Origin of the sequence: Chromobacterium rhizoryzae (assembly GCF_020544465.1) — a bacterium.
In the GTDB taxonomy this organism is placed as follows: Bacteria; Pseudomonadota; Gammaproteobacteria; order Burkholderiales; family Chromobacteriaceae; genus Chromobacterium.
In genome coordinates, this window is the sequence record NZ_CP066126.1 from 1,469,888 (window position 1) to 1,481,534 (window position 11,647).

General features: G+C 66.0%; 9 protein-coding genes. 5 read left to right on the top strand and 4 right to left on the bottom strand.

Translation table 11 applies throughout. The annotated features are described in order from the left end of the window. Positions 1–21 precede the first annotated feature (21 nt). The gene (gene rtcR / locus JC616_RS06780; protein ID WP_227107387.1) at positions 22–1,626 is read right to left on the bottom strand and encodes an RNA repair transcriptional activator RtcR; all 1,605 of its coding nucleotides are present in this window, start codon (positions 1,624–1,626) and stop codon (positions 22–24) included. Between the two features lie 548 nt (positions 1,627–2,174). Here rtcR and JC616_RS06785 point away from each other — a divergent pair. From JC616_RS06785 to JC616_RS24560, 4 genes are all read left to right on the top strand, one after another. Beyond that, positions 2,175–3,401: an RtcB family protein gene (locus tag JC616_RS06785; RefSeq protein ID WP_227107389.1), complete on the top strand. Its 1,227-nt coding sequence runs from the start codon at positions 2,175–2,177 to the stop codon at positions 3,399–3,401. 144 nt (positions 3,402–3,545) lie between these two features. After that, on the top strand, positions 3,546–4,370 hold the full coding sequence (locus JC616_RS06790) for a nucleotidyltransferase domain-containing protein (protein ID WP_227107391.1): 825 nt from the start codon (positions 3,546–3,548) through the stop codon (positions 4,368–4,370). Positions 4,371–4,474: 104 nt separating this feature from the next. Then, complete coding sequence (locus tag JC616_RS06795; protein WP_107799917.1) at positions 4,475–5,107, top strand: lytic polysaccharide monooxygenase auxiliary activity family 9 protein; 633 nt, start codon at positions 4,475–4,477, stop codon at positions 5,105–5,107. Positions 5,108–5,174: 67 nt separating this feature from the next. Further along, on the top strand, positions 5,175–6,605 hold the full coding sequence (locus JC616_RS24560; RefSeq protein WP_319792923.1) for a carbohydrate-binding protein: 1,431 nt from the start codon (positions 5,175–5,177) through the stop codon (positions 6,603–6,605). 66 nt (positions 6,606–6,671) lie between these two features. Here JC616_RS24560 and JC616_RS06810 read toward each other — a convergent pair whose 3' ends face one another. Beyond that, entirely contained in the window at positions 6,672–7,706 is a 1,035-nt protein-coding gene (locus tag JC616_RS06810; RefSeq protein WP_227107393.1) for an ABC transporter substrate-binding protein, read from the bottom strand. Positions 7,707–8,101: 395 nt separating this feature from the next. Next, a complete protein-coding gene (locus JC616_RS06815) occupies positions 8,102–8,686 on the bottom strand; it encodes a cupin domain-containing protein (RefSeq protein WP_227107395.1) in 585 nt (194 codons plus the stop codon). A gap of 138 nt (positions 8,687–8,824) precedes the next feature. Between JC616_RS06815 and JC616_RS06820 the strand changes: the two genes are divergently transcribed. Beyond that, positions 8,825–10,780 carry an oxidoreductase gene (locus JC616_RS06820; RefSeq protein WP_227107397.1) on the top strand — a complete coding sequence of 652 codons (1,956 nt, stop codon included), beginning with the start codon at positions 8,825–8,827 and terminating at the stop codon, positions 10,778–10,780. Between the two features lie 6 nt (positions 10,781–10,786). On the opposite strand, the gene JC616_RS06825 is transcribed toward JC616_RS06820, so the two are convergent. Next, positions 10,787–11,554 (bottom strand): NAD(P)H-dependent oxidoreductase, encoded by a 768-nt coding sequence (locus tag JC616_RS06825; protein ID WP_227107398.1) that lies wholly within the window; start codon positions 11,552–11,554, stop codon positions 10,787–10,789. Positions 11,555–11,647 lie beyond the last annotated feature (93 nt).

The following is an 11,647-nucleotide window of genomic DNA, read 5'->3' on the forward strand; positions in this document are numbered from 1 at the left end:
GGGGTGCGGGCAATAGCCCGTTCAGCCTAAATCGCGGCGGCGCACTCGCTCCCAATCCAGGCCGAAGCGCGCCAGATACTTGCGCAGCCGGTCCGCGTCGTTGGGCTGGGCCTTGAGCTGGCGCGAGGCGGCGAACAGCCGGCGGCCGGCTTCGGACAGCGTGGCGGCGTCGCGACAGACGCGCAACACGCCTTCCAGCTGCATGCGGTCGAACAGGTCCAGCTGCGCCAGCCGCTCCGGGTCCAGCGCCGCCAGCGCCTCGTCCCTTGCCTCGTCCTGCGTCTCGTCTTGCCAACCGTGACGCAGCCGCGCGATCTCCTCGCTGACGCCGTCCTCGTCGATGCGGCCGGCGTCGGCCAGCGTGGCCATGCGCGTCACCGAGGCGGACAGCTCGCGGAAATTGCCCTGCCAGCGCGCCTGCGGCGAGGCAGCGAAGGCGAGGTAGGCGCGGCGCGCCTCGGCGTTGAAGCGGGCGCGCAGGCCGTGCTGCTCGGCGTGGCGCGCCAGCTCGAACTCCAGATTGGGTTCGATGTCCTCGCGGCGCTCGGCCAGGCCGGGCAGATCGAAGCTCCACAGATTGATGCGCGCGTACAGGTCCTCGCGGAAGCGGCCGGCGCGCACCCATTGGCGCAAGTCCCGCACCGTGCCGCAGATCAGCTGGAAATTGCTGTGCACCTCGCAATCGCCGCCAAAAGGGAAGAAGCGCTTCTCCTCTATGGCCTTGAGCAGCATCGCTTGCTCGTCCAGGCCCAGCTCGCCTATCTCGTCCAGAAACAACATGCCGCCGTCCGCGCTGCGCAACAGGCCGGCGCGCTCGCCGTGCGCGCCGGTGAACGCGCCCTTCACATGGCCGAACAGCGCGGACATCGCGCTGTCGCCGCGCAGGGTGGCGCAATTGACCTCGACAAAGCGGCCGTCCAGCCGGTGACGCGTCTTTTTCAGCTGGTAGAGCCGGCGCGCCAGCTGGCTCTTGCCGGCGCCGGTGGGGCCGCTGAGCAGGATGGGCGCGTCGGAGCGCACCGCTACCCGTTCGATCTGCTCGATCATGCGGTTGAAGCGCGTGTTGCGGGTGGCGATGCCGGACTTGAGAAAGGACACGGTGTCGTCGCTCTCCTGACGGAAACGTTGCGCGATCTGGTCGTAGCGCGACAGATCCAGGTCGATGAGGCTGACCTCGCCGGCCAGGCGCTGGCCCTGGCGCGCCGGCGAACTTTGCAGCAGCCGCGCCGGCAGGTGGCGGGATTCGGTGAGCAGAAACCAGCAAATCTGCGCCACATGCGTGCCGGTGGTGATATGAACCAGGTAATCCTCGCGCTCGGTGTCGAAGGCGTAGCGCGCGGCGAAGTCGTGCAAGGCCGCGTACATCTCCTCGAAATCCCACGGGTCTTGCAGATTGACCGCATGCAGCCGCACCTCGGTGCCCGGCGACACCGCGGCGATATCCTGCGCCGTCAGCTGCGCCAGCCGCGCATGATGGTTGTCGTGCAGCAACTCCAGCCGCCGCAGCGGCATGTCGGGCTGCGCGCAAATGCCCACCGAGGGCCGCCATTTCTTCCAGCGCTCGGCGCCGTGGCCGCGCCGGTCCAGCACCGTGCCCAGGAAACCAATCGCCACTCTATCGTGCATATATTATCTATTTGGATAATTGAATAGACTATTTTATCAAAAAAGACTTGATGACGGTTTTGCCGAAACCGACGGCGCGGACCTGGGTGGAAGGATTGTTATTGTTAAATCAATGGCTTGAATGTTTAATTTCAAGTTGTCATGAAGCTGGCACGATTCTGGCAATACGCGGAACGGGCGCGGCGGCGCAAGCCTGCCCGCGCCTTGGGGCGAAGCGCGCCGGCGGCGCGCTAAGAACCTGTTCACGATCTGCTGCGCTTCGTGAAGCGTTGCACGGTGAGTACAAGCTCAAAAATGCTCATGTACCACGAGTACATTCCGCCTTTTCGCTTGTTTTCGCCTTGCCTCGCTCTTGCTCGCGAGATCGTGAACAGGTTCTAAGACCCGCTAACAGAACCCCTGATCCTGCGTTGCGCCTCCTTGTCGTACGACTGGTGCTGTCGCTTCGCAGACACTTCGTTTTCTGCGTCGGCGCGCCTTGGCTCAGGTAGGCAGCGCGGTTTTGTTAGCGGCTCTAAAAACAGATATGCACAAAGAAAGACAAGAATATGACCGTGAATCCCTATCAAACCCTGCTGGCGGCCAACGGCGCGCCCATCAAGATGTGGACGCAAGGCGTGCCTGTGGAAGACGCCGCGCGTCAGCAACTGTTGCAAACCGCGCAACTGCCCTTCATCTTCCGGCACCTGGCGGTGATGCCGGACGTGCATCTGGGCAAGGGCTCCACCATAGGCAGCGTGATCCCCACGGTGGGCGCCGTCATTCCGGCGGCGGTGGGCGTGGACATCGGCTGCGGCATGATGGCGGCGCGCACCACCTTGAGCGCCGCGGACCTGCCGGACCAGCTGGGCGGCTTGCGGAGCGCCATTGAAGCCGCGGTGCCGCACGGCCGCAGCGCCTCCCGCTCCGGCCGCGACAAAGGCGCTTGGCAGCGGCCGCCGGCCGGCGTGGACGCCGCCTGGGCGCGGCTGCTGCCGGGTTTCGACGCCATCGCGGCCAAATATCCCAAGCTGGCGAAAACCAATAACCACCTTCACCTGGGCACGCTGGGCACCGGCAATCACTTTGTCGAAGTGTGCCTGGACGAGGCGGACCGGGTCTGGTTCATGTTGCACTCCGGTTCTCGCGGCGTGGGCAACGCCATCGGCAATCTGTTCATCGAACTGGCCCAGGCGGACATGCGCGGGCATATCGCCAATCTGCCGCACCGTGAGCTGGCCTATTTCGAAGAAGGCAGCCGTCATTTCGACGACTACGTGGAAGCGGTGGGCTGGGCCCAGGACTACGCGCGCCAAAACCGCCTGTTGATGATGCGCCAGGCGGTGGACGCCGCGCGCGGCGTGATAAGCAAGCCCTTCGACGCCGAAGTGGAAGCGGTGAACTGCCACCACAACTATGTGCAGCGCGAGACCCACTTTGGCCGCGAAGTGCTGGTGACGCGCAAGGGAGCGGTGGCCGCCCACAAGGGCCAGCTGGGCATCATTCCCGGCTCCATGGGTGCCAAGAGCTTCATTGTGCGCGGCCTGGGCAATGAGGAAGCCTTCTGTTCCTGCAGCCACGGCGCCGGGCGCGCGATGAGCCGCTCCGAAGCCAAGCGCCGCTTCGACCTGGAAGACCAGCGCCGCGCCACCGCCCATGTGGAATGCCGCAAGGACGCCGAGGTGATCGATGAAATCCCAATGGCTTACAAGGACATCGACGCGGTGATGGCGGCGCAGTCCAGCCTGGTGGAGGTGGTGCACACCTTGCGCCAGGTGGTGTGCGTGAAAGGATGAGCGGCGGTTCATGATCGGGCGCGCGGCGGGGCGGGCCAGCGCGGGAGCGGTTTTTAAGCTTCTTTGCTAGCCGTCCGGCCTGCGCGCGGCGGACATTGAACAGCAGCTAAAGCAAGCCCCTAGGCAGGGCTGGAGACAAAGATAATGCGAGAATTTTTATTTCAACACCCGCTGGAAGACGCGATGCGCGAGCGGGTGCGGCGCGAACTGGACGCGCTGGAAGGACGGCACCGGGTGCGAGTGCTTTACGCCTGTGAATCCGGCAGCCGCGCCTGGGGTTTTCCGTCGCCGGACAGCGATTACGACGTGCGCTTCATCTACGTGCACGAGCCGGAATGGTATTTGCGCGTGATGCCGCAGCGCGACGTGATCGAACTGCCGATCAACGATGAGCTGGACATCAGCGGCTGGGAGCTGCGCAAGGCGCTGCGCCTGCTGCAAGGCTCCAACCCCACGCTGTGCGAATGGTTGCAATCGCCGCTGGTGTACCGGGCGGACCCGCAGGCGCTGCGGCTGCTGCGCGGCCTGGCGCCGGACTTCCGCTCGGACCTCAAGTGTCGCTGGCACTACCTGGCGATGGCGCGCAAAAACTTCGACGCCCATCTGCAGGGCGACAGCGTGTGCCTGAAAAAATACCTGTACGTGCTGAGAGCCTTGCTGGCGGTGCGTTGGCTGGACGCCGGCCGCGGCATGCCGCCGACGCGTTTCGCCCAACTGGCCGCCGGCACCGTCGACGACGCCGAACTGGCCGCCGAGATCAACCGCCTGCTGGCGGTGAAGATCGCCTGCGGCGAGACCATGCGCGGACCGCGCCGCCCGCGGATCCACGCTTTCATCGAGCGGCAGCTGGCGGCGGCGGAACCGGCGCCGGCCCTGGCGCGGCCCAGCGGCGACAACGCGCGGCTGGACCAAGCCTTGTGGCGGCTGGCCAGGCTGCTAGACCATGAGCTGAAATTGGTGTCCAGCTGAAAGGACAGCATTGCGTATTCCATCGGGATAATAAGATGTGGGCGGCGGGCGGTACGGACTTGCGCCGGACGCCGCCGTCCTGACATCAACCCGGGGGTATCCTGATGAGCTACACCAATGTCGAATCCAGGCCTGGCCAACAGCCGCGCCATGGCCAAGTGTTCAAGCCGGAATCGCGCGGCCAGTTCTGCGTGGACGGCGTCAACGCCCAATGCCCGCTGCAAAGCTGGCAGGTCAACGGCCTGGAAGGCGGCAAATTCTTCCCCGCCGGCGCGGGTGGCCTGCGCGACCCGCTGGCGCCGGACGACGTGGCCAATGTGGCCCCGCCGGCGGACGGCAAGATCGCCAGCGCCGGCCAGGCCTTCGCCGCGGTGCTGGACGAGCAGAGCGCCGAGCGTTGGCACAAGCACCCGGTCAAATCCGGTCAGGCGCAGGAATTCCATTGGAGCTATCACGCCGTCCACCTGACCCGGCGCTGGAACTACTTCATCACCAAGCCCGGCTGGAATCCCAATCAGCCGCTGAGCCGCGCCCAGTTCGAGTCCGAGCCTTTCTACAAAGTGGAACTGACCGCCCAGCCGTACTGGTCCCACGGCGCCGAACTGATGCCGCCGGACCCCACCATCCACAACGTCAGGCTGCCGGAGCGCCAGGGCTATCACGTGGTGCTGGCGGTCTGGGAAGTGGCCGACACCGGCAACGCCTTTTATCAGGTGATCGATTTCGACTTCAGCTGATCGACGCGCATCGCGCAAGGCGCGGCGGCCTGGGCCGCCGCTGTCGTCTCCATGAAAGGAAGGGCAGATGAATCAATTCGCCAAGCCGGAACGGCGCGCGCTGAGCGACGACGCCTCATTGATGCCGGAGATCGCGGGCAACTTCTTGATGGGCTTCTGGCACAACTGGCCGTCGGAGCCGGGCAACGGCTACCAGCGCGGCCAGTCCGCGGACCTGCCGCTGGCGGAAACCCCGGCCGACTACAATATCGTGGCGGTGGCCTTCATGAAGGGCGCCGGCATTCCCACTTTCAAACCCTACAATCTGAGCGATCAGGCCTTCCGCGAACAAGTGGGCGAACTCAATCGCCAGGGGCGGGCGGTGCTGATCTCGCTGGGCGGCGCGGACGCCCACATCGAACTGCATGCCGGGCAAGAGCAAGCGCTGGCCGACGAAATCATCCGCCTGGTGGAAACCTACGGCTTTGACGGCCTGGACATCGATCTGGAGCAAAGCGCCATCGCCGCCGCCGACAACAGCGCGGTGATCCCGGCCGCGCTCAAACGGGTCAAGGACCATTACGCCGCCGAGGGCCGCGGCTTCATCATCAGCATGGCGCCGGAATTCCCCTACCTGAAGACCGGGGACAAATACGCGCCTTACCTCGCCGCGCTGGACGGCTATTACGACTTCATCGCCCCGCAGTACTACAACCAGGGCGGCGACGGCGTCTGGGTGGACGAGCTGAACGCCTGGCTGTCTCAGGACAACCAGGAGCAAAAAGAAGACTTTCTTTATTACCTGACCGATAGCCTGATCAACGGCAGCCGCGGCTTCCTGCGCATTCCGGCGGACAAGTTCGCCATCGGCCTGCCGGCCAACAACGACGCCGCCGCCACCGGCTATGTGGCGGACCCCGGCGCGGTGTACCGCGCCTTCAGCCGCCTGGCCGCCGACGGCAATCCCATCCGCGGCTTGATGACCTGGTCCGTCAACTGGGACGCCGGACGCGACGCCGGCGGCCGGCCGTACGACTGGGGCTTTGTCCGCGACTACGCCGAACTGATCCACGGCGAAAGCGGCGGCAACCGGCCGGGCGCGCCGCAAAACCTCAAGGTGGACAGCCGCAGCGACACCGCCATCAGCCTGAGCTGGGAAGCCTCCCAGGGCGGTGAACAGCCGGTGGCGCATTACCAGCTGCACCGCGACGGCCAGCCGGCGGGGGAGACCAGCGCGCTCAACTACCTGGACAGCGGCCTGCGGCCCGGCACCGCCTACCGTTATTTCGTCACCGCGCTGGACGCCGCCGGCCACGCCTCCGGCCCCAGCAACAGCGTGAGCGCCAGCACCAGCGGCGGCGGGCCGGAGCCGGAGTTTCCGGAGTGGTTGAACGAGCACGACTACCAGGTGGATGACGGCGTCAGCTACCAGGGCCAGCTTTACCGCTGCCTGCAAGCGCACCGTTCCAACCCCGGTTGGACGCCGGACGTGGCCTTCACCCTGTGGCGGCTGGCCTGAGCCTAGCCTGGCGGCCCGCCGTTGCGGCGGCGGGCCGATTAAAGTTTGTGGGGTGAGCGGCGCCGCTTACGGCCGCTTGGCCGCCCAACTGGCGAAGCGCTGCTCCAGCGCCTCGCCGTGATCGGTCCAGAAGGCGGCGTCCATCGCCAGCGAGCCGGCCATATTGGCTGGATGGCTGGGCAAGTCGGCCTGGACCGCCGCCGGCAACAGGCTGAGCGCTTTGCGGTTGCTGGGGCCGTAGGGCATCTGCTCCGAATACAGCTTTTGCTGCTCCGGCCGGCTGGCGAAGGCGATGAACTTCAGCGCCTCGTCCTTGTTGGGCGAGCCCTTGGGAATGGCCCAGTAGCTGAACTCGCTGATATTGTTGCGCCACACCATGCGCAGCTTGCGGCCCTCGCGCCGCGCCAGGCTGATGCGGCCGTTGTAGGAAGAACTCATCACCACGTCGCCGGATAGCAGGTATTGCGGCGGCTGCGCGCCGCTTTCCCACCACTGGATATAGGGCTTGAGCTGATCCAGCTTGCGAAAGGCGCGGTCCACCCCGGCCGGCGTGGCCAAGGTTTTGTAAACCTCGGCCGGCGGCACGCCGTCCGCCAATAGCGCGATCTCCAGCGTGTAGGGCGCGCCGCGGCGCAATGCCCGCTTGCCGGGGAAACGCTTCACGTCCCAGAAATCGCGCCAGCTTTGCGGCGCGGTTTTCAGCTTGTCCTCGTTGTAAGCCAGCACCATGGAGGCCAGGAACATGCCGATGGCGCAAGGCTGGGCCGCGCCGGGCACAAAGTCCGCCTTGTCGCCTATCCGCCGGTAATCCAGCCTCTCCAGCAAGCCCTCCTCACAGCCGCGCCCTTGCGCCGCGGCGTCCACCTCCACTGCGTCCCAGCGCGAGCGGCCGGTGGCCGCCATCGCCTTGATCTTGGCGAACTCGCCGTTCCAGGCGTCCGCGACGATGCGCACGCCGCTTTGACGTTGATAGGGCGCGTAATAGGCGCGCGATTGCGCCGCCTGGTTCTCGCCGCCGTAGGACACCACCACCAGTTGGTTGGCGGAGGCGACGCCGCCGGCCAGCAGGCTGGCGGCGATGCTCAGATGCGTCAATTTCATGATCGGTCTCCTCTGATGCTGCGTGGCCGGCTTATCCGCGCCGGCCGGGACAGTCTAGGAAGCGATCAAAAAACTGTAAAATTTATTTTGATTTTATTAAAAAACTGTTGCGGCATCGGCAGGCTTTGAGCGGGCCGGGCGCTGCGCAAGCCCGCGCGGGGAAAAACGAAAGCCGCTGAGCGAGCGGCTTTGCTGGGGGGCATTTCGACGCGGTACTCGCCGTGCAACGCTTCATGACGCGCAGCAGATCGCAAACAGGCTCTTCAAAGTCTCGCGGGCTAAGGCGAGACAAGGCGAAAACGAGCGAAAAAGCGGAATGTACACGTGCTACATGAGCATTCTGAAGATGGTTTCAACGCCGTATCGCTGAAGCGCAGCAGACTTTGGCCTGGTTCTCAGAAGCTGGGCGGAGTAATCACCCATATCACGATGGTCTCGCCGCTGCCCGGATTGCGGTAGCGGTGCGGCTCGCTGCTGGAATAGGCGAAGCTGTCGCCCTGTTCCAGATGAAACTGGCGCTCGCCCACAAACAACTCCAGCGATCCCTTGAGCACAAAGCCGGCTTCCTCGCCGTTGTGGCTGTAGCCCTCGTCGCAACTGGCGCCGGGCGGGATCAGGCAATGGATCATCTCCAATTGGCGCTGGTTCTTGGGCGTCAGCAAGTGGTCGACGAAACCGCTCTGGTAATCCAGCCGCGGCCGCTGATCGCGGCGCACGATGTAGCCCTTTTCGTCCTCGGCCTGCTCGGCGGCGCCGTTGAAAAACCACTGCACCGTCACGCCCAGGCTGCGGGCGATATTCACCAGCGCGTTGATGGACGGCTGGGCCAGCTCGCGTTCGATCAGGCTGATGTGGCCCACGGACAGGCCGCTGGTTTCGGCCAGCCGGCTTAGCGTCAGGCCCTGGCGTTTGCGCAATTGGCGGATGCGGGCGCCCAGCTGCAGCGGGGCGTCGGCGGCGGATGTTGCGTTTTTGCTCACGATGAAATCCTGTGCCGCGGCGTGTGTTCGCGGTTCTGACTTGTATTTTATTAAAAAAATTTGCAATAAATTTTAATTTAAGCAAAATCAAACTGCCATAGAGCTGGCGTCCGCCAAACCCGATCAAAGGTCCACGCGATGAGCACCTTGTTCCCCTTGCTGTTCTCCCCGCTGCGCATCGGCCCGGCGCTGCTGAAGAATCGTATCATGTCCACCGGCCACGACACCGTGCTGCCGGTGGACGGCCGGGTCAGCCCGGCGTTGGTGGCCTACCACCGGGCGCGGGCGCGCGGCGGCGTCGGCCTGATCGTGCTGCAAGTCTCCGGCGTCCACGAAACCGCGCACTACACCTCGCACGCCCTGATGGCCACCGACGACAGCTGCGTGCCCGGCTACCGGCAACTGGCCGAGGCCGTGCACGCCGAAGGCTGCAAGCTGTTCGCCCAGCTGTTCCATCCCGGCCGCGAAATCATGGAAAGCGCCGACGGCCTGCTGAGCGTGGCCTACGCGCCTTCGGCGACCCCCAGCGAGCGCTTCCACGTGCAGCCGCGCGCGCTGAGCCGCGAAATGATAGATGAAATCATCGCCGGCTACGGGGCGGCCGCAAGGCGGCTGCGCGCCGCCGGCGTGGACGGCGCCGAGATCGTCGCCAGCCACGGCTATCTGCCGGCGCAATTCCTCAACCCGCAAGTCAACCGCCGTGAAGACGGCTACGGCGGCGACGACGCCGGCCGGCTGCGCTTCCTGCGCGAAGCGGTGGCCGCCGCCCGCGCCGGCGGTGGGCCGGGCTTTGTGGTGGGCCTGCGCATCTCCGCCGGCGAGGAAGAAGGCGAGGGCATGGACGCCGAGCGGGCGCTGGCGGCCACGCGGGCGCTGGAGAGTGAACTGGACTACGTCAGCCTGGTGGCCGGCAGCTCCGCCACCCTGGGCGCGGCCATCCACATCGCGCCGCCGATGGCGCTGCCGGCCGCCTATCTGGCGGCGCAAGCGGCGCGCTTCAAGCGCGCGCTGAGCATCCCGGTGCTGCTGGCCGGGCGCATCAACCAGCCGCAGGAAGCAGAACAACTATTGGCCGGCGGACAGGCCGACGCTTGCGGCATGACCCGCGCGCTGATCTGCGACCCGGAGCTGCCGGCCAAGGCCGAGCAGGGCCGGCATGAGGACATCCGCGCCTGCATAGGCTGCAACCAGGCCTGTATCGGCCGCTTCCACCGTGGCCTGCCCATCTCCTGCATCCAGCACCCGCAAAGCGGCCGTGAACTGGAATACGGCGAACTGCGGCCGGCCGCCGCGCCGCGGCGAGTGCTGGTGGCCGGCGGCGGCCCGGCCGGCATGAAGGCGGCGGTGATCGCGGCGCAGCGCGGCCACCAAGTCAGCCTGTACGAAGCCGGCCCGCAACTGGGCGGCCAGGCGCTGCTGGCGCAACTGCTGCCCGGCCGCGCGGAATTCGGCGGCCTGATCACCAATCTGGAACGGGAACTGCAACTGGCCGGCGTGGAAGTGAGGCGCAACGTCAGGGTAGACCGCGAACTGGTGCGGCGGCTGGCCCCGGACGCGGTGGTGGTGGCCACCGGCGCGCGGCCGCGCTGGCCGGCGCTGGAAGGCGGCGGCGCCATGCAAGTGCTGGACGCCTGGCAAGTGTTGCGCGGCGAAGCAGTGCGGGGCGGCAAGGTGCTGGTGGCGGACTGGCGCTGCGACTGGATCGGCCCCGGCATCGCGCTGCGGCTGGCCGCCGCCGGCCACCAGGTGAGGCTGGCGGTCAACGGCACCCATGCCGGCGAAGCGCTGCAAATGTATGTGCGCGACCACCTGGCCGGCCAACTGCAACGCGCCGGCGTGACGGTGACGCCGTACGCGCGCCTGTACGGCCACGACGACGACAGCGTGTACCTGCTGCACACCGCCAGCGAGGAGCCGATGGTGGAGAGCGAAGTGGACTGCCTGGTGCTGTGTCAGGGGCACCAGGCCGAGGATGGTTTATGGGAGGAACTGAGCGGCTGCGGCGCCGAACTGCACGCGATAGGCGATTGCCTGGCGCCGCGCACCGCGGAAGAAGCCGTTTATGAAGGTATGCGGCTGGGCTGGCGTTTGTAGCCGCCGTCAGCCGGCGATATGCGCCGTCAGGCCGCTGGCGGCCACCTGCTCGCCCAAAGTATGGCCGTCCGGGTAATCGCCGCCGTTCTGGCGGCGGAAGGGAATGGGCGCTTCGTCGAACACCCCAAGCAGTCTTTGCCGCCAGGCGTCCTTGGCCGCGTCCATATCGGCGGCGGAAAGACGGTTGGCGTCGTATACCGCATGGGTGGGCAGCACCTCCATGCCGGGGTAGAACAGGCAGCCGTGTGTCACAGGAAACAACAGTTGCTCCAGCGGCCCGTTGATGCCGCGCGGGCCGTAGTCCCGCTCCTGTCCGCCCACCATCGCGGCCAGCATCGCGCGTTTGCCGCTCAGCGCGCCGTCGCCGTAGCGCCAGCGGTTGCCCTCGTTGCGGTAGCCATAGGCGAAGCCGTAAGCGTAGACTCGGTCAAACCATCCCTTGAGTAAGGCGGGCAGGCCGTACCACCATAGCGGAAACAGCATGATCACCAAGTCCGCCGCCAGCAGTTTTTGCTGTTCGGCCGCCACATCGGCGCTCTGCCGGCCGTTGGCGTAAGCGTGTTGGGATTCGGAGATCAGGAACAGCCGCTGCGGATTGAGCCGGTCCGGGAAATCCTGCGCGTCGGCGCCGGCTTTCCAAGCCATTGCGTAGAGATCGGACTCCATCACGCGGTAGCCCTGTTGTTGCAAGGTTTGTCGCGCCAGCGCGGCGAATTGGGCGGTCAGCGACGCCGGGTCCGGGTGGGCGTGGATGATGAGAGCTTGTCGGTTCATGCGGCCTCCAAGAGTTTCACGGTGGCAAGCCGCCAGTCTGACGCGCGGTCAACTATTCGTGAAATCACGGTTTTTATTGCTTACTATTCATCA

Excerpts from the sequence above, each read along its gene's own strand:
- rtcR (WP_227107387.1), bottom strand. The coding sequence starts at position 1,626 with ATGCACGATAGAGTGGCGATTGGTTTCCTGGGCACGGTGCTGGACCGG.
- JC616_RS06785 (WP_227107389.1), top strand. The coding sequence starts at position 2,175 with ATGACCGTGAATCCCTATCAAACCCTGCTGGCGGCCAACGGCGCGCCC.
- JC616_RS06790 (WP_227107391.1), top strand. The coding sequence starts at position 3,546 with ATGCGAGAATTTTTATTTCAACACCCGCTGGAAGACGCGATGCGCGAG.
- JC616_RS06795 (WP_107799917.1), top strand. The coding sequence starts at position 4,475 with ATGAGCTACACCAATGTCGAATCCAGGCCTGGCCAACAGCCGCGCCAT.
- JC616_RS24560 (WP_319792923.1), top strand. The coding sequence starts at position 5,175 with ATGAATCAATTCGCCAAGCCGGAACGGCGCGCGCTGAGCGACGACGCC.
- JC616_RS06810 (WP_227107393.1), bottom strand. The coding sequence starts at position 7,706 with ATGAAATTGACGCATCTGAGCATCGCCGCCAGCCTGCTGGCCGGCGGC.
- JC616_RS06820 (WP_227107397.1), top strand. The coding sequence starts at position 8,825 with ATGAGCACCTTGTTCCCCTTGCTGTTCTCCCCGCTGCGCATCGGCCCG.
- JC616_RS06825 (WP_227107398.1), bottom strand. The coding sequence starts at position 11,554 with ATGAACCGACAAGCTCTCATCATCCACGCCCACCCGGACCCGGCGTCG.